At 52.3% G+C, this 18,525-nt stretch carries 15 protein-coding genes; 7 read left to right on the top strand and 8 right to left on the bottom strand.

Annotation, left to right across the window (positions count from 1 at the left end; genetic code table 11):
• Positions 1 to 48: 48 nt before the first annotated feature.
• The gene (locus PGR09_RS18260) at positions 49 to 1,623 is read right to left on the bottom strand and encodes an arylsulfatase (protein ID WP_045377786.1); all 1,575 of its coding nucleotides are present in this window, start codon (positions 1,621 to 1,623) and stop codon (positions 49 to 51) included.
• Between the two features lie 322 nt (positions 1,624 to 1,945).
• Between PGR09_RS18260 and PGR09_RS18255 the strand changes: the two genes are divergently transcribed.
• The gene (locus PGR09_RS18255) at positions 1,946 to 2,638 is read left to right on the top strand and encodes a helix-turn-helix domain-containing protein (RefSeq protein WP_430916392.1); all 693 of its coding nucleotides are present in this window, start codon (positions 1,946 to 1,948) and stop codon (positions 2,636 to 2,638) included.
• A gap of 257 nt (positions 2,639 to 2,895) precedes the next feature.
• Here the strand turns inward: PGR09_RS18255 and PGR09_RS18250 are convergent, their stop codons facing one another.
• Positions 2,896 to 3,132 (bottom strand): hypothetical protein, encoded by a 237-nt coding sequence (locus tag PGR09_RS18250; RefSeq protein WP_227509359.1) that lies wholly within the window; start codon positions 3,130 to 3,132, stop codon positions 2,896 to 2,898.
• Between the two features lie 51 nt (positions 3,133 to 3,183).
• Between PGR09_RS18250 and PGR09_RS18245 the strand changes: the two genes are divergently transcribed.
• Together PGR09_RS18245 and PGR09_RS18240 are read left to right on the top strand one after the other, a co-directional pair.
• Entirely contained in the window at positions 3,184 to 3,339 is a 156-nt protein-coding gene (locus PGR09_RS18245; RefSeq protein WP_223683739.1) for a hypothetical protein, read from the top strand.
• 228 nt (positions 3,340 to 3,567) lie between these two features.
• Entirely contained in the window at positions 3,568 to 3,864 is a 297-nt protein-coding gene (locus tag PGR09_RS18240) for a hypothetical protein (RefSeq protein ID WP_045392246.1), read from the top strand.
• A 154-nt stretch (positions 3,865 to 4,018) separates the two neighbouring features.
• Here the strand turns inward: PGR09_RS18240 and PGR09_RS18235 are convergent, their stop codons facing one another.
• Complete coding sequence (locus PGR09_RS18235) at positions 4,019 to 4,291, bottom strand: hypothetical protein (protein ID WP_072047975.1); 273 nt, start codon at positions 4,289 to 4,291, stop codon at positions 4,019 to 4,021.
• Positions 4,292 to 4,971: 680 nt separating this feature from the next.
• Here PGR09_RS18235 and PGR09_RS18230 point away from each other — a divergent pair.
• The gene (locus PGR09_RS18230; RefSeq protein ID WP_045392243.1) at positions 4,972 to 6,012 is read left to right on the top strand and encodes a LacI family DNA-binding transcriptional regulator; all 1,041 of its coding nucleotides are present in this window, start codon (positions 4,972 to 4,974) and stop codon (positions 6,010 to 6,012) included.
• A 26-nt stretch (positions 6,013 to 6,038) separates the two neighbouring features.
• On the opposite strand, the gene PGR09_RS18225 is transcribed toward PGR09_RS18230, so the two are convergent.
• The 5 genes from PGR09_RS18225 to PGR09_RS18205 form a co-directional block, all read right to left on the bottom strand.
• Entirely contained in the window at positions 6,039 to 7,385 is a 1,347-nt protein-coding gene (locus tag PGR09_RS18225) for an MFS transporter (RefSeq protein ID WP_430916391.1), read from the bottom strand.
• 36 nt (positions 7,386 to 7,421) lie between these two features.
• A complete protein-coding gene (locus tag PGR09_RS18220; RefSeq protein ID WP_430916390.1) occupies positions 7,422 to 9,905 on the bottom strand; it encodes a hypothetical protein in 2,484 nt (827 codons plus the stop codon).
• Between the two features lie 32 nt (positions 9,906 to 9,937).
• Positions 9,938 to 11,020 carry a glycoside hydrolase family 88/105 protein gene (locus tag PGR09_RS18215; RefSeq protein ID WP_047050794.1) on the bottom strand — a complete coding sequence of 361 codons (1,083 nt, stop codon included), beginning with the start codon at positions 11,018 to 11,020 and terminating at the stop codon, positions 9,938 to 9,940.
• 369 nt (positions 11,021 to 11,389) lie between these two features.
• Positions 11,390 to 12,730, bottom strand: coding sequence for a carbohydrate porin (locus PGR09_RS18210; RefSeq protein ID WP_430916389.1), 1,341 nt, complete (start codon positions 12,728 to 12,730; stop codon positions 11,390 to 11,392).
• Positions 12,731 to 12,852: 122 nt separating this feature from the next.
• Positions 12,853 to 14,250, bottom strand: a complete 1,398-nt coding sequence (locus PGR09_RS18205; RefSeq protein ID WP_047043094.1) for an MFS transporter — start codon at positions 14,248 to 14,250, stop codon at positions 12,853 to 12,855.
• 437 nt (positions 14,251 to 14,687) lie between these two features.
• On the opposite strand from PGR09_RS18205, the gene PGR09_RS18200 reads away from it, so the two are divergent.
• From PGR09_RS18200 to PGR09_RS18190, 3 genes are all read left to right on the top strand, one after another.
• The gene (locus PGR09_RS18200; RefSeq protein WP_047043090.1) at positions 14,688 to 15,719 is read left to right on the top strand and encodes a LacI family DNA-binding transcriptional regulator; all 1,032 of its coding nucleotides are present in this window, start codon (positions 14,688 to 14,690) and stop codon (positions 15,717 to 15,719) included.
• Between the two features lie 250 nt (positions 15,720 to 15,969).
• On the top strand, positions 15,970 to 16,899 hold the full coding sequence (locus tag PGR09_RS18195) for a dihydrodipicolinate synthase family protein (protein WP_032709182.1): 930 nt from the start codon (positions 15,970 to 15,972) through the stop codon (positions 16,897 to 16,899).
• A gap of 185 nt (positions 16,900 to 17,084) precedes the next feature.
• Positions 17,085 to 18,374, top strand: a complete 1,290-nt coding sequence (locus tag PGR09_RS18190; protein ID WP_348876232.1) for an anaerobic C4-dicarboxylate transporter family protein — start codon at positions 17,085 to 17,087, stop codon at positions 18,372 to 18,374.
• Positions 18,375 to 18,525 lie beyond the last annotated feature (151 nt).

Below are 18,525 nucleotides of genomic sequence, written 5' to 3'. Positions count from 1 at the left end.
GCGAGGAGAAAAACAGGGCGGCGAACCGCCCTGGGAGATGGATTACCGTTACTTGCCGGTTTTCGCGCTCTGGTCAAGCATTGCGCTGACATCGGAGACGGTAAAGGAACCTGGCTTCTGACGCGGCGGGAATTCTTTAAACGTCGCCAGCATATCTTTTGCCGACTTCTGCGCGCCGCCCAGCAGGAACAGACGATCGTAGAACCAGGTGTCGTAGCCCATGCCGTCGGAACCTTTCTCCAGCGGATCGACTTTCAGATCGAAGATCAGCGGAGTGCGCAGTTTGGTGAACGGATAGCGCCACAGATCGAGGCCGGTGTGCTCCTGGATCATAAAGTGGATCTTCCAGCGGCCCTGACGCATCGCCAGCAGATCGCCGTCATCGCTCCAGTAGAAGAATTCGTTACGCTGGTCTTTCCCTTTGCCCTGCAGGAAGTCGAGCTGGTTATAGCCATCAAGGTGAACCTTGTAGGTAATTGACGGCGTTTTATAACCTTTCAGCATTTCCTGTTTAATGTTGCTGTCGCCGGCAGCGGCAACCAGCGTCGGGAACCAGTCGTAACTGGCGAACATATCGTTCACCACGGTGCCTGGTTTGATGTGGCCCGGCCATTTGATCATCGCCGGAACGCGGAAGCCGCCTTCCCAGCCGGTGTTTTTCTCCCCGCGGAACGGGGTTTCGCCTGCGTCTGGCCAGGTGGCGGTCATCGGACCGTTGTCGGTGGTGTAGATAACGATGGTGTTATCTTCGATACCAAGATCTTTAATTTTCTGCAGCACCTGGCCGACGATTTTATCGTGCTCAACCATGCCGTCGGCATAGGTTCCTAACCCGGTGACGCCGACGCTATCGTCTTTGAGGTGGGTTTTGTTGTGCATACGGGTGGTGTTGAACCAGGTAAAGAATGGTTTACCGGCTTTCACCTGACGCGCCATAAAGTCGTTGTTGGCGGCCAGCGTCTCTTCATCTACGGTGCCCATACGCTTCACGGTCAGCGGACCGGTATCTTCGATCTTGCCGTCAGCGGTGCTCTTGATCACGCCGCGCGGGCCAAACTGTTTACGGAAGTTCGGATCTTTCGGGTAATCCGGGTTTTCCGGCTCTTCTTCGGCATTCAGATGATAGAGGTTGCCGAGGAATTCATCGAAACCGTGCGCGGTCGGCAGGAATTCATCACGGTCGCCCAGGTGGTTTTTACCGAACTGCCCAGTCGCGTAACCCAACTGCTTGAGGACGTTGGCGATGGTCGGATCTTCTTTCTGCAGACCCTGCGGCGCTCCCGGCATACCGACTTTACTCATCCCGGTACGGAATGGCATCTGGCCGGTAATGAAGGCGGAACGACCTGCGGTGGAGCTCTGCTCGGCGTAGTAGGAGGTAAACTTCGCGCCCTGCGCGGCGATGCTGTCAATGTTTGGCGTCTGGTAGCCCATCAAACCCTGATTGTAGGTGCTCAGGTTCAGGTAGCCGATATCATCGCCAAAGATAACTACGATGTTAGGCTTTTTAGCATCCTGCTTCGGCGCTGCCGCGTCGGCTGCGTGAGCAACGGTCACTGCGCCGGAAGCTAATGTCAGCATACTGGCTAACATTGTTCTCTTAAAGGGAATGTTTTTAAACATAGCTCGCTATCCTTTTATTTTTCCGGATTTTTAAATGATCTGGAAAAATAGGTTGTTAACGAAGCGTCTAATTTATTTTTAAATTAGCAAGGATGTTTTCGGTTAAAAATAAATTAGACGCTTCAATGGGCGAGAAAACGTTTAACGGTTCTCGTCGGTAGCGGCATTCTATTAAGCTGAAACTATCGATACGAGGGGGAAGTCTCTAAACGGACTGAAATAAATGGCAGGATGAACTAAAAATGCTATATTTAATTGACAGGATAAAGTGTGTGCGCCTATTTTTCAGCATGCTTAAGAAGAGAATAATTAATGAGGCAACATGAAAACGACTTATTCCGACTTTATTGATAGCTATAATCATGTTGTCGCCAGCGAGCTTGACCTGATCCAGCCTTTGATTACGGCAAACCAGCCGCGAATCATCAAAGATAATGACGTATTCAGAATTGAGCCTGGCGAAGTCGTCATTGTTGTTGAAGGCATTATTGCGTTAGAAGTGGAATACAACACGGGTTTTGGTTCCTCAGGTAAACGCGGCGCGCGGAGTAAAACACAGGACATGCTGCAGATCGGTAAAGGAATCCGCGGTATGATTTTCGGGCTTATTGAAAGCTATGGTCCGGCGCTATCGCTAAAATATACGGCGAAGAAAAATGTCAAAATTGTGACCTGCAGTAAAGAAGCGTTTGAACACTATTTTATTCAGCGTGAGCGCTTTGTTTATCTGATGGAAGTCATGGCCTTTCAGCTATCGCTGATTATTGACGCACACCACGAAAAGAATTTACCTTCACGCTACGATACGATTAAGTCGATGATTTATCGTTACAAAAAACAGCAGGATGCGGGAGTATTGCATGATGAAAGCCTGGCAAGCTTTATTCTAAAAAGAACCAAGATGTCGCGCAGCTACCTTTTTAAAATTCTTGCTGAGCTAAAAGAGGGGGGATATATCATAATGGAGAACGGTGAACTGGTCGATATTGTGCACGAGCTGCCGGAGAAATTTTAAACTGCTGTTGTTGCGCTAAGGTCATTTCAGACGCGCGGAGGTCAGCTAACAGAACCAGGGATTACTTTACTCTTCATTACGCTTGCCCGCAGGGGGGCGATATGTTTCGCCGAAGCCAGTTATCGTGCGGGATCTTGCCCGTCGTGTTTCTTCTACCGCGATGAGAATGCGGTGATAGTTGCCCTGCACTGGCAGTTTATGGGTTTGATTTTGTCTGTGCATGGCACTAAAATGCAGTCAATTATTCTGTTATAAATTCATCCTGCTAGTGAAATAAACCATTGTTTTTTCGTTTTAAAGGATACGATTTTGCTGAGAAGGGAGGCTTCTTTGTGTTCAATGGTGCAGCGCGCTCTGACGTAAACAATTTCATTAATATAGAAAAGGGAAGGCGCGGTAGAAAGAGTCAACCGTTTATCTCTTTCTCCAAAAACGGGGGGCATGTCAGGATCGCGGCTTTCATCGCTCGTCACGGTGAACATGTTGATATTCAAATAGATTATTCCACAAGAACCATCCGGGTTAAGAAGGTGGAGCACCACGGCGTGCGTATTAACGTCGGCGGCGTCTTTACCCGTAAGGTGCTGGTGAAACAGTTTCTGTTTGGCGAGAAGAAGACTATCCGCGTTGATCTCACCAAACAGGACGATGGCTGGTTTTATGGCGACTTGCCGGTAGAGTTTACGGCCAATTGCGCATAGTGCGTTATTGCCTGAATTAGCCATTATTCAGCTATGTCGATATGGAGATAGCTGAAGATGGCTTTTTTATATCAATGGGATATAAATACGAGTCATTATAGTTTCGTATTAAAAATTTATTTTTAAGTAAATAAGTGCCATTAAACTCTATTAAATAATAGTTATTTCCAATGATATCTTTGCAATAATTAAGGGAAAATAGAGAGGCAAAAAAGGAAACGATAATTAATGGAAAATTTACTCAGACACTGTGAACAGGTTGCTGCTGGCCCCTATAGCCGCGACGCCCGCGCGCTGGCGCATGAAGTGATCGATACCATCTCGGCGGGCGTCCCGCCGGAGCAGCTGATTCTCCCGTGGATGTCCGTTAAAGAGGGGCTGCCCGACGCCAATAGCGGGCGCTACGTGTGCGCATATACGCCAGCACAATCTCAGGACCGCCGCTATCAGCTGGTCTCCGCCGCCATGTTCCGCGCCGTTTGTCGGGACGCCACCCACTGGTTTTATATGTGGGAAGCGCTGTGAGTGGGGAAGATAGGATGCCGTTCTACTGGCTATTTTTTAACAATAATGTTGTCGTAAAAATAAAGAGTATGGAATCAGTATCGGGGCATGGCAAATGGATGTTTTATGCCGCCTAAGGTGTCCCTGAGCGAACACCTAAGGCGAGTATTATTAATTAACAGCGTCCTGCGGCTTTTGATAATGCATCACATGTTTTACTAGTAGAACTTGCTACACCACCAGCGCAAATAGCATCAGAAACCGTACTGCTTCCCCCTATTGATATCAGTCCATAAAGTTTTGGTTCTGCAGCTTTAGTGACATAACAACGGTGTGCTTTCTTACCTATTGTCGCCACAAAATTGGTTTTAACGCCATTTTGCTGAACATCTGAAATTGTCACGTCAGAAGCATTGACATTTAATGTAAACGCTGCGGCATCTCGCATTTCGTTTTCTGTCGCGATCGGTGGTTTTGATACGCATCCGATTAATAAAATGGCGGGAAGTATGCATGTCGTTAATTTAAAAATTTCCATTGTGTTATCCATTATATAATTATGCGAAATGTATATATAGATTACAGGTTGATACATTTCTTTGATTTTGGACATCATTTTATATGTGCAATGAGAGTTGTGTTAATGCCAATGGGTTAATGATAATTTGGAAAAAGAAATTTGAGGTTAGTATTCATTTTGGTGATGTTGTAGATGTTTGATTGAAGGGCTTTATTTAATTAAACCATTGAGTTTGTGAATGCTTTTGTTTTTAAAAATTAACTTCTTCCATTTTTTCATCAAAATAATCATTTATGTCTGTTATATTTATGGCGTAAGGTAAGATAGTTATCAATACATTTAAATAGCAATCTCCCTTTACGCATTCGCCATTTATTCGGGCTCGCCGAATTTAGTGAGACAGCGATGCCGGTGACCGGATAGTGCGACTGACGATCACAAATCCGCGATTCTTAATCGATGCCGGGTAAAAAATGGCTTATCGTGCCGTAGTGCGCGAAGCCGTTCGGGTAGCATCAATGGCTACACTGAATACTGCATATTATTCGCCAGTCGCGGCGGTTTTCATTTTTACGCCGAGTGGCGCGCGGTGTCATAAAGGATGAGAGATGAGTAAATCAGATAATCAGACAGAGCGCGATGCAGGATATCGCCGCGTGCGGCTGGAGGATATCGCTACCCGTTGTCGTACCTCGCTCAGTACCGTGTCGCGGGCGCTATCGGGCGAAAAAGGGGTCAGCCACGAACTGCGCACGCGTATTCAGGAAGTGGCGCGGGCCATGCGATATACGCCGGCTCAGGAGCTGGGCGGCGCGCGAATTGTGCTGGCTATTTCACAAGTGGCGATGCTGGATTACAACCGCTATCAGTTTAGCTGGTACGTCCTGCAAGGGCTAAAAGAGCGAGCGAAGGTGCTGGGCGTTGATCTCATTACTCATCAGCTCAGCGATAATGACAATGGCGCTCTGCAGGCGCTGCTGGAAGAAGCGGACGTAGGCGGCGTGCTGGCGCTGACGGTGGACGACAGCGGTTTTCTGAATACGGTGGCGAACCTGAAAAAACCGGCGGTGTTGGTGAATACTGACGATCCGTTAATGCGCTTGTCCAGCGTGCTGCCCTGTAACCGTTCGGCCACGCGCATGGCCTGTGAATATTTGCTCGAGCGCGGCCACCGCGACATTCTTTTTTTAACCCACCCAGGCAGGCGAACCATTGAACAGCGTGAGGATGGTTGGCGGGAAGCGATGCGCGCTCGCCAGCTGTTGTGCGACGATTCGCGGATCCTGACGGTAACCGACTGGCTGCCGGAGCTGGCGGAGCAGGCGGTGATTGCGCGTTTCCGTGATACTCCGCGCGAGTGTACGGCGATACTGTGCGCCAATGATTCGCTGGCGATCGGCGCGATCAACGGCGTGCGGGCCTTAGGACTGCGCGTGCCGGAAGATATCTCGGTAGTCGGTATGAATAACCTGCCGCAGGCGGAGTTTGCCACACCGCCGTTGACTACCGTTCACCTTCCGGTACACGAAATCGGCACGCTGGCGCTGGAGCTACTGCAGGATATGATTGCGGGTAGTGTCGAAATTCCAAGACGGGTTGAGCTGGCGTGCGCCATCGTCGAACGTCAATCGGTGGCCCGTATCGCCTGATACGCGCCACCGGTAAAGAGAGCGGGTTAGTCGAATTTAGCCCGCTCCATCTTCGGCACTAACAGCAGATACATAATCGCCCATGCCAGCAGATAAGCCACAGAGCTGATGGCGAACAGCGCCCAATAGTTACCAGAGGTTTCAAGTACGGCGCCAATCACCGTAGAGAAGATCACGCTGCCGATCATCCCGAAGGTACTGCCAATCCCCACGACCGAACCGACGGCTGCGCTCGGGAACAGATCGGATACCGAGGTCAGAATGTTGGCAGACCACCCCTGGTGCGCCGCCGCAGCTAACCCGACCAGCGCGACGGCGGCCCACAGATTTTCGACCTGGGTGGCGGCGAAAATCGGCAGGACCAGGCAGGCGCAGATCAGCATCGTGAGTTTACGTGCGCTGGCGGTGCTAAATCCTTTACTCATCAATTTGCCGGGTAACCAGCCTGCGCCGAGGCTGCCGACGATGGCGAAGAGATAAATAACGATCAGCGGCAGTCCCAGACCTTCCATGTTGATACCGCGGGATTCGTTGAGCCATTTTGGCAGCCAGAAGAGGAAGAACCACCAGATTGGGTCGGTCAACATTTTGCCTAACGCCACGGCCCACAGTTGGCGATAGCCCAGCAGATGCGTCCATTTAATGGCCGAAACGCTGACGGCTTCTTCTTTATCCTGAGCAATCCACGCCTGCTCTTCGGCGCTGGCCTTCGCTTTCACCGGACCAAAGGCAATGAACCAGGGAATCAGCCACAGTAAGCCAATGGCGCCGAGAATTAAAAAAGCGCCGTGCCAGCCGTAATGCACTGCGATAAGCGGGATCAGCGCAGGCGAGATAACTACGCCGATATTGACCGCGACGCCAAGAATGCCGGTCGCCAGCGTGCGTTCCTTTTTAGGATGCCACTCGGCAATCACCTTCATCGCCGCCGGGAAGTTAGCGGACTCGCCTAGCCCAAGCAGGACGCGAACCAGCGCAAACCCCGCCACCGAACCGACGACCGCATGCGCCATCGCCGCGACGCTCCAGACGACCATCGCCGCCGCATAGCTGATTTTGGTTCCCAGTTTGTCGATAATTCGCCCGCATACCAGCGTGCCGACGCCATACGCGACGGTAAACGCATTGACCAGCCAGCTATATTCCATTTGCGTCCAGCCGATATCTTTTTGCAGCATCGGCGCCAGCAGGCCGAGGATCTGGCGATCCATATAGTTAACCGTTGTGGCAAACACCAGCATGGAGCAGATGACCCAGCGATAGTTGCTTTTCGGTTTAGCCATTTCGCGAGCGGGATTGTGCAGCGTATTCGGATTAACATCATCAGAGGCCTGCCCGGAAGGCACAGCCTGTTTGTCGATTTGCGTATCCATTATTATTTTCCTTGCCCGGTCTCTGCCGGGCGTTGGTTACAGAGGAAGTTCACGGCTGCTGCCCACGACGCTCCACTGCTGTGGGTCCAGCGTGCGGTTCTCGGCGCTCACTCGTCCATCGGCCAGGAAGCGCACCGTTCCGTACTGCGGATCGTTCACTTCAATACTGCCGTCGTCGTGCTGCATCATGGTCAGGTCGCTGAAACATGCGCTGAAGGTCTCGAGGGAGCTATAGACTCGATCGTTGATGCGAACCAGCCAGCGGGTTTGTTGCCCGTTAAGGCGTATTTCACAGCCGCGGGTTGGCCCCGTATTCACCGTTTCAAACGGCTGATTACCCACCAGCAGCGCCATACCGTCACCGCTGCGTACCGCCGCGCGCTGGCCGCTAATAACGACCTCATCAAACTGGCTTTGCGGCAGCCAGGCGTGAGTAAAGTCAGGCTGATCGGCGTGCAGATTGAAAGTCAGCACCGCCAGCCCGCGATATTGCTGCACGCGCGGCAGCGTGCCGCAGCCGCCCCAGTAGGAGGGGCGACCGAACCCGCCGTGCAGGGTCTCGCCTGGATGGTTGATCCAGATCTGCGCTTCGGGTTGGTTGCCAAGACGTAAATGGAACGGCGTCTCCTGATAGCCCCACTCTCCCCAGCGATAGCCGGCGATGGACCCCATCGCCGCCTGGCGGTTTTTGTAGTGATAGAGTTTGGCGATCCGGTTAGCGCCCTGGGCAAAACACCACTCGATGGCGCTCTCTTTTTGCCAGGCGGCAACTTCTGCTAGTTCCGCCGGAAGGGTGAGCAGGCCATCACGCAGCAGCAGGGCTAATTGCGGCAGCGCATGGAAACGACAGCCATAGTTACCTTTGCCCCACAGCAGACGCGAAATCGCCGCCAGTTCCAGAGAGCGTCCGGCGCGTAGGGTGTGTTCGTAAGAACGTCCCTGCGAGGCGGTCAGAAAACCCTGGTGGGCGGAGCGGGCAATCTGCGCCAGCAAGCGCGTGATTGCCGCGATGGCGCGCTGGCTTATTTGCGCGTCGCCGGACAGCGCCGCCAGTGCGGTGAGACCTTTTAAATCAATGGGGAAGTAGGGCGCTGAGTTCCATTCGGCCATTTCACACTGCTCGAAATGGTCCAGCCAACTGATGACCCGCGCTTTACCCACTGCCGCCTGCTCGCGCCCGCTGCGCCCGGAACGGGTGAAAGTCGCGTCCGGGAAGAGATTGCCCGCCAGCAGCGCCGCGGTGTGGAATAACAGGGCGTGGTTCTCAGAGAAGTACCACTGTACATCGTTACCGGGTTCGTCCATCCAGTAGCGAAAACGCAGTATGGCGTCATCGATGTGCCCGCGAACCGCAGGATCGATCTTGTCGCCCCATACCGTCCGGCACCACAGCAACGGCACAAGGGTAAAGTCGGCGCAATCGTGACAGTCGAGCACCGACGCCAGGACCCCATCCAGCATCTGCTGGGTTTGCTCATCGTTCAGGCCGCAGGCCAGGCGCGCCAGCGCTTTGACGCTGCTGTATTCACCTTCATGAGCGACCACCTCCAGCGCTTCCGCGATCCGCGCTTCCAGCGTTGTCGGGATTGCCGTCTGGCGGTCGGCGTGGCAGATTTCGACGCCCAGCGTGCGGCTTATCTTGAACCCTTCACGCTGCAGCGTAATGTGGAAATTGCGGAAGTCTGCCGGGATAGCTTCGCTTTCGGCAATGGCGACCAGCGACTCGCCGGCGGAGAGTCGGCTATCGAGCGTGACCGGTTCATCCAGCGAGATAAAATCCCCCAGCACGTTGACGTGCAGGCAGTAGTCCGTCGACGCGGGTTGAGGAAATACGAGCCGAATGGTGCCGCGGTTATATACCGGATGCTCGAAGGAAACGCCGTCCAGTAACTGCTCCATCTCTTTGACCTGCGCGTCGGTCAGCGGCGTTGCCAGCGCAATACGCAGCGGCTCGCCGTCAAGGTAGTCGAGTTGGAAAAAGAAGCGAATATCGCGTTCGGCTAAGTCATCAAACCACAGCTCCAGCTCGTTTTTCCCCGCCTGTAGCGACAGGCTGAATTCACGCTGGTTTTCGAGGTTACGCTGATAATCAGCCATCCAGAGTACTTCTTCGCCGTTAAGCTTCAGCAGCGCGCCGCCGCAGGTGGCGAGGCGAAAACGATACTCGCCCGCCTGTGGGCAATCGAGCAGCGTTCTGGCCCAGGCGCCGACGCGGGTTGGGCGAAACCAAAATCCGGAGAGGTCGACCCTGTCGGAAGCAAAAGGGAACCACCAGCGAGAGTAGTTTGCGCTGGCGAAAGGCTGCGGTTTTTTTTCAGCAAAGTGCTGGCGAAAATCGTCGCGGCACGGGTAGGTATGAGGAATGAAGTTTTTATGTTTACTTAAAAAGAAAAACGGATCCATTTCGCCAGCCATCGGCGTGTCCGCCGTGTCATAGCGTAAACTGGTAATATCGGATAGCTGCCAGTAGCGCACGGCATTACCCGCCGTTAAATTAAAATTACTATATTCGATAGCCATTATTATTTTCTCCAAAAGAGAAGGGCGGTATTTTATTTTTTATCAGCGAGGCGCAAACCTTCGCTCAGGCATAATATTGCTAATGCCTGTCCATAGCCGGTAGGTTGTAATGGAATATCTTTATAAAATTGCAGGGTGCGCCCCATTCGGGTGCCATAAGAAACATTGTGTACCGTTCCTGCGGCATCAATATTATCCTGAACAATCTCCAGCGCTTTCATACCCGCCTGTAGCCACCGTTCATCGCCAATGCCAATACGCGCGCCTTTTAATAAGCCATAGCCAAAACCGGCGGTGGCGGAAATTTCGATGTAAGAGTCAGGATGGTCGAGCAGGGTGTGCCAGGCGCCATTAGCGGCCTGCAGATCGATTAAGGTATTAACCTGCTTTTTCAGGCACTCTATCAGGTACTCCCGAACGCCCGCGCCTACGTCGGCTAGTTCCAGTAATTCGAGTATACCGACGGTAATCCACGCATTACCGCGCGCCCAGCGGGCTTTGGCGAAGTTGCTGTTCTCGACAAAGCTCCAGCCGTGGTACCACAGCCCGGTTTGCGGATCGTTGAGATAGCGCGCATGCAGCAGGAATTGCCGAACGGCTTCATCTACCAGCTCCTGGCGCCCGGATACCGTGCCGTAGTGCGCGAGGAACAGTACTACCATGAACAGCGTATCGTCCCAGATCTCCATGTCGTTAATGCCGTCGGAAACCACATGCTGGAAGCCTTGTTCCGGCGTACGCGGCAGTTCCGTCATCACGCGATTTGCCCAGTTATCCAGCACCTGCTGGTAGTGCGGCTGCCGGTTATGGGACCAGAAAAGCGAGAGGGGAAGCATCGGCGCGGTGGTATTGACGTTGAGGCCTGGGAGACCTTTTTCGATATTTCCCTGAAACCACTGGTCAATAATTTGATATAGCTCATCAGACTTCGTGTTTTCCCATAAACGTACCAAACCAAATAGCCCTACGCCCTGCGGCCATTCCCAACTGGAAAATGAAATATAATCCCCGGCGCTACCGTCAAGATTGGGTTCATTAAACCGTCCGTTATCTTTTAATTCAGTAAATCCGCGCAGCAGTAAATCAATATTTTTATTCAGTGAATGCTTTTCCATTTTTTATTCTCATTCTCGCTCTAAGGATGATTTGGCTATAAGAATTAAATCACTACGCATTTCGTATGCGCAATACGAAAAAATTTTGCGTTTATATTTTGTGAGCCTTGCCGATATTTTATTGCCCTGCGCGGGCGTCGTTTTTTGCGAAAAAGGGACAGGAACTGTTGATAAAACAAGAGGTTATTGGAACGCTGTTTCATTTTTGATTTTGGAAGCGCTAAAATTTTTTGCGTAAACAGCAAAATGGCTGGAGACTATCGAACCATCATTACTGATTTCAGAAAAAAGCCACTCTGTGGAGTGGCTTAATTGCATGATTTTGTTACTTATATTTTCTTATCAGTCCACACGGCGAGGCCTGTTTTATTAAAGTTTGATGGTCACCTGGTTTCCGATAACCCATGCATCTTTAATCTCCTCTATTCCTCCCGGATGGGCGAGTAGCTGGAGATTAGGCCGCAAGGTCAGCCATGGCGTAACGTGAAAGCTATAATGCAGCTCTGCGGCATACTCGCTTCTGCGGACCGGGACATACAAGGGATCATCATAATCATCGATCCCTCGCATCTGGTTCTGGAGCTGCGCTCGACGAGCGACTTTGGCGTTGGCATGCATTTTACTTACGCCGAAGCTGATAAAGTCCTGCGGGCGGCTGGCGAAAGGGCCCTTATAAATGATGCCGGCCTGGATCTGATAGTCCATTGTCGCCGTATTTTTATCATTTATGGCCAGATGCCCGAAAATGTTGAGGCCATTTTGTCGCTGGCTGCCCGAGTGGGTCAGCTGCTGGCTGACATAGAGATAACCTCCGTAACGGCCGCCGTGTTGCCGGGCAGCCTGCTGCGTGAGGACATAGGGATCGCCATTGTCGTCATCCAGTACATCATTGGCGTCCGCTGTGTTGTACCAGCCGCCGATTTTCCAGGTGTCCGGCAGGAATGTGGCGCCTGGAGTGGGCCTATGCCCTAGTTCAACAATGTACATGTACCCCAAATGCCCGGTGCCATCGAGCTCGAAACTGCCGTGGCGGGTAGCGTAGTTGGGGTTATATTGAAATCCGCCAGCCTGGATATAAAGCGCCGAACTAAGAGCGTATTTAATGCGGCCACCCCACTGGCCTATGGGAGTGTTATACCAGACGCCGCTACCGTGCCCGGCTAACGAACCGCACAACGACAGGTTTTGAAAAAAACAGCCGCTATTATCAAAGTCCTCTCCTGGCGGCATGAGACCGACCTTGAGATCCCACTTTTTATCCTGCCAGGTTTTTTTGAACCAGAACTGCGTCGCGTGCCATGTTTGTCCCCGACCGTAGTTACTCTGAACACCCGAGCCGATTACCGGAGCACGTGGATCCTGGAGACGATCCTGAGTCAAATCTCTCCCGTTACGATCGTTTAGCGACGCTTTAAATTCTCCGTCGTGAATGCCGAAAATCTTCTCCAGATCCATATCGATGCCGAGAATATACTGATCGCTGTAGCGCAGGGTTTTATCGCGATCGTAACCGCCGGAAATATTCGTGGCGGTCATCGAACTATATTCCAGCGTAAAGTCATAACCACGATGGCGCAGATCCGTGCGCACGCCGCCCCACTCTCCGGTCATGTTTTTTGCTGTGGGAGAAAAAAACGTATCGTTGGCCAACGCCAGGAAAGGGTGTAGTAAAGCCAGCAGCATCGTGCCGCTTTGAATCAGTTTGTTCATATTCTTCACCGCCTGTTGATGATCCAGGTCTATGAGTTTTTCCGATAAGACGCAGTTGAATCAGCCTGGTGCGTCGTTTTATTGCCAGAGGCGGCCCCGCATCTCCCGGAGCCACGGAGCGTTTATGGTGACAGCTCTTCTAACGATTTCCCTTTGGTTTCAATGGCAAAGAGCCAGGTAATTAAGCCGCCAATCAGCGCAATGACCGCGAAAGTGATGAACACAAAACGGATCCCGAAGCCTCCGACGATAAAACCCACCATCAGTGGGCCAATGGATGACCCTGCGCGCAGCCATGCGCTGGAATACGCGGTGCCAATGGCGCGTAGTCGGGTGGGATATAGCTCTGCCGCGTATAGATAAAGCGAGAAAGCGATGGTTTGCAGAATGGCGTAGGTCAGGCTTCCCAGAATCAGAATTTCCACGGCGGATTTGGCGCCGAGAATCGAAAGCGTAATCAGCGGAACGATGGCCAGTAAAAAAGCCCATGTGTACCAGCGCTTACGCCCGACACGGTCGATCAGCAGGGCGCAAATCACTGAAGCCACGACGCCGCAGGAAGAGGTGATCCAACCGTAGGCCAGACTGGTATCGAGAGAGAGGTTAAACCAGGTTTTATAAAGGGTTGGAAACCAGGTGATCATGCCGTTGTTGACGCTATAAACCGTCAGCCACAGTCCCCACAGCATAAAGGTTCGGGATTTATAGATCCCGCCAAATAGGGCTTTTACGCCTTCCGGAGCCGCTTTTTGCACCGTAGGGGCTTTCATTTCCGGCTCGGGTAATGTCATACCGCGCCTGATGACCTCTGATTCCAGCGTAGATACGATATTATCCGCTTCCTTTAGTCTACCTTTTGCGGCCAACCAGCGGGGTGATTCCGGCATTAACCAGCGCAGAGGGACGGTCAATGCGGAAGGGACTAAGCCAATTAAAAACATGACTTTCCATCCATAGATGGGCACCAGAAAATACCCCACTAACCCGGCAAACATCATGCCGATGGGGAAAATCACCTCATACAACAAAAAGAACCTCCCCCGCTTTTTTGCCCCGACAAATTCATTGATATAGGCGCTGGCAACGGGAACCTCCGCGCCGATTCCCACTCCCTGTAAAAAGCGAATAATCAGAATTGACCAACCGTTCCACGCAAAAAGACAGGCCGCATCCATCAGTACAAACAGAATGATGGTGATACGTAATACGCCGATACGACCTATTTTTTCCGCCAGCGAGCCAAAAAATAGCGCGCCGCATAGTTGGCCCACATAACTGGCCGCAATAATAAGACCGACAAACGTCGGCGTTAAACCCCACTCCTGGGTAAGCTGCGGGAGCGCAAAAGCGATAGCGATAATGGTATAGGCATCGAAAAAGGTCGATAAGCCGACGATAACGCGGATAGCCTTCAGCCGTCGGGTGATAGGGAGGCGTTCCAGCCTTGCCAGCAGCACGTCTGGTGTTGACGTCGTTCCGCTGGCAACGGCGTAATCTGAAGCAATGGCCTGAGTTGACATAGTATTACCCTGTTAAACGTTGTCTGGGGCATACACGTAAGGTTCTGAATAACCACAGGGCAACGAACCCTTATTCATAGACGTGCTGCATATAATGCTGTCTTGATTAGTATGTGGTAACGTTACTGCAATCGATTTCACACTCGGCTAATCCTTTGCTGGATTTGGCGCTAAGTCAATTACGCTCGTTGTATAAATGTCGAACAGTTCACAATCTAAATAAACTAACGCGCAAAAAAGCGAAGTGACGAATACAGGTTAAAACGAATAAGAAATGTGAATTAACGGCCCGTCGAATGAACCCGGCAAAGTTAAGTACCATTCCTTTTGTCCGGGCGAGGTTTGACGTAAGATCCTTTCACCCCACGGTTTGCACGATGGTATCCCTTGCACGGGCAACACGGATTTTTACCCGCATTGATGAGTTGGAGCAGCAGATGGATCAAGAAAGTGAACTGAACGATTTTCCGGAAAAAAAGCTGGTGACAATGCGGGACGTTGCTCGCGCTGCGGGCGTGAGCGTCTCGACCGTTTCGCGCGTACTCGATGAAAGATTACCCACCTCGCGCAGCGCCTCGGCAGATAAAATTCGCCAGGTGGCCCGAGAGCTGGGCTACCGTCGGGACTATGTTGCTTCCAGCCTGCGCCGTGGCGATACCGGAACGCTTGGCGTCCTGGTTCCGAGGCTGACCGATGCCGTCACGGCGATGCTTTTCGAAGAGATAGCCAGGGCTGCGGCGAGGAGAGGGTATTTCGCGATCGTGGCGACCTGCGGAGATAGCAAGGAGCAGGAGAAGAACGCCGTTGAATCGCTGCTGGATCGTCGTGTGGATGGGTTGATTATGTCAACCTGCCGGCTGGACGATCCTTTGCCGCAAGCCCTGCGTGAACGAGATGTGCCCCATGTTCTGGCGCTGCGTACCGATGGGTTTAGTCCTTCATCGGTCGGGGACGATGAGCTTGGCGGCTATCTGGCAACCCGACACCTGATAGATTTAGGCCACCGTGATATTGGTCTGATCGGCGGTCCCGATTTTGCCTCCAATGCGCTTAACCGGCGTAAGGGCTTTGAGCGGGCAATGCAGGAGGCCGGGCTCAGGATCGAAGCGGAATGGTGCTGCCATTCTGATTTTAATATCGCCTCTGGAGAGCAGCAGGGAATGAAAATTCTCAGCCAGCCTCATCGCCCGAGCGCGCTGTTTGCCGTCAATGACGAGTTGGCGATTGGCGTGCTCGCGGCCGCGCATCAGCAAGGGCTGGTGATTGGCGAGGATCTGTCTCTGGTGGGATACAATGATATTCCTCTGGTGAGCAGGCTGCCCGTAGCCCTGACTTCGGTTAGAACGCCACTGGAGCATATCGCCAGTAATGCGGTTGATATGCTATTGAACCCAGAGGTAAATAATAATATGCGGATTACCACGCCTTCCCTTATTCCTCGTAAGTCTACCTCGTCCCCACGTCACTAATCCGTCGGCGATCCTCCTGGCTTTCCTGGTGAAAGCGGGGAGGAATGAATTTTGTATAACGGATCTCATCCCGGATGCGGAATGCTGTTTAGTTTGTGATCTGAGTTGCATTTTTAACCAATTCGGCGTTGACGGTTTTATTTTTGCGGTTCAATGTCAACTGAGTGAAAACGATTGCAGAAACGATTTCATATCCGTTTCAAACGATTGCTAACCTGCAAATATACGCTTACTCATCAAGGGGATACTTATGATTAACATCGATCTCAGAGGTTTGACTCCGGCTCCGGTTACACCCTTCACTCGCGAGGGGCGCGTAGATTATGATGCCATCCAGCGCCTCGGTAGCTGGCTGGGCAGCATTGACGGCGTAAAAGGTCTGGTGGTTCTGGGACACGCAGGGGAAGGGACTTTTCTAACTCAGGAAGAGCAGGCGAATGTGATCCGCGCATTTGTGAAGTCGGTAGATGGCAAGCTTCCAATTATTGCCGGTATCACCGGAGAAGGGACGGAAGTCGCTGCGCTGGAGGCCAAGCGTGCTGTTGCCGCCGGCGCATCCGCTGGTTTGCTGTATCCTTCTCACGGCTGGTTGCGTTTTGGCTATCAGGACGGCGCGCCTCAGGATCGTTACCGCGTGGTTTATGAAGAAAGCGGCCTGCCGCTGATTCTTTTCCAGTATCCGGATGTCACTAAAGCCACTTACAATCTGCAAACGTTATTGGATATTTCCGCACAGCCTGGCGTATTCGCCATGAAGAATGGCGTGCGTAATATGCGCCGCTGGGATACTGAAATTCCGGTTATTCGCCGCGAGCGTCCGGATCTGCAAATTTTAAGCTGCCACGATGAATATCTGCTGCACACCGCGTTTGATGTCGATGGCTTCCTGGTTGGCTACGGTAATATCGCGCCTGAACCATTAATTGAAATGATTAAGGCGGGTAAAGCGGGTGATTATGTGAAAGCGCGTGAGCTGCACGATCGACTGCTGCCGGTGACCAAAAGCGTATACCACCGCGGTTCTCATATGGAAGGTACCGTGGCGCTGAAACATGCGTTAGTCGCGCGTGGGATCCTTGAGCATGCCACCGTCCGCTCTCCGCTTTTGCCGCTCGAAAAAGGGGCTGAAAAAGAGATCCACGACGCCATGCGCGCTGCTGAGCTGGGCCTCGTTCGTTAATTTATGCTGAGTCTGTTGTTAATCCGCAATGCAGAAAGATGTCTTGCTGTATTGCGGATATCGACGCGTTCAGCGCGAGCTCTCCGGGAGATGTCATCCTGATCGACACACCCGGCTACCAGAACTAGCAGGTCATTTCAGTATGTAAAGGGTTAATGCCGGACAGGGAGCCGTGGAGGCAAATTATGGTATTAGTTCAGTTTCTGGTCGTGCTGTTGTTTCTTTATATCGGCATGCGGGTTGGCGGTATCGGCGTAGGTTTTGCCGGCGGCGCTGGCGTGATTGTCCTCAGCGCGCTCGGCGCCACGCCGGGGGATATGCCGATGCTGGTTATCGTGTTTATCATGGTGGTGATTGTGGCGATTGCGGCCATGCAGGAGGCCGGCGGTATCGAATATCTGGTTGACCTCACCGAGCGCCTGCTGCGCCGCTATCCGCGATTGTTAGTCATCACCGCTCCGCTTTCCACCTGGCTATTAACCATGATGGCCAGCACCGGACAGGTCTCTTTTGCCTGTATGCCGGTGATTGTCGGCGTGGCGAAAGAGAACAATATAAAACCTACCCGGGCGCTCGCTCTCTCCGTCAGCGCCTCTTTGCTTGGCATTGTGGCATCGCCCATTTCCGCGGCGGTGATTTTCTTTTCGGGGATTCTGGAAAAGAGCCATTCTGGCTGGGGCTATATTGAGCTTATTGCGGTATCCATCCCTTCCACCTTTCTTGCGTTACTGGTCACCTCCGTGTTTTACCTGTGCTGGGACAGAATTCGCCGGCAGGATAGGCTCTATGACAATCCGGTGCAGGTGAAGGCTCGGACTGAGCGGGAGATCCCGCCTTATGCTGCTCGTTCGGTGCTGATCTTTATCGTCGGGCTGGTGGTGGTGCTGTGCTATGCGATTGTCACCAGCCCCAAATTAGGGCTGATTACCGATCCGGTCATGAGCAGCGGGCAGGCGCGGGTAGGGGTGATGTTGGGCGTTGCGCTGCTGATTCTGGTGAGTTGCCGGGTTAACGTACAAAAGGTCCCGTCCGGCTCGGTATTTAAAACCGGGATGACCTCCTGTATCTGTATACTCGGCGTCGCCTGGCTGGGGTCAACCTTTATGGACAGCAATCAGCAGTGGTTGCAAAGTACGCTCTCGTCACACTTCCTGGAGTCACCCATTATGCTGGCCATTATTATTATGGCGGCGTCATGTTTCCTGTATTCTCAGGCGGCTTCAACAAAAATTTTATTTCCCGCCGCGCTGAGTATGGGCGTTGCCCCCGGTATTCTGGTGGCCTGCTTCCCGGCTACCGCTTCGCTTTTTATTTTACCAAACTATCCGACGTTACTGGCGGCGGTGGAACTGGATGTTACCGGCTCGACTAAACTGGGGCGGCATATTATCGATCATCCTTTTCTGCTGCCTGGCCTGGCATCGGTGCTGCTTTCTATTCTTTTCGCAGCCGGACTGGCTTTTTTGATTCAGTGAATGATATGAGCAGTGGCAAAGTGATACAGGCAGACGACTGAGCAAAAAGGAGTTAGATGATTTAACTCCTTTTTTAATTGTCACCCCATCATCACCTGTTGGGGACATGAAAATGGCTGGCTTTGTCGGGTTTATGGCGCTGGCTTGCGTA

Origin of the sequence: Klebsiella sp. 141251 (assembly GCF_050600725.1) — a bacterium.
Taxonomy (GTDB): Bacteria; Pseudomonadota; Gammaproteobacteria; order Enterobacterales; family Enterobacteriaceae; genus Klebsiella; species Klebsiella aerogenes.
The sequence above is the reverse complement of the archived record's forward strand: the minus strand, read 5'-3'. Positions and strand labels throughout refer to the sequence as shown.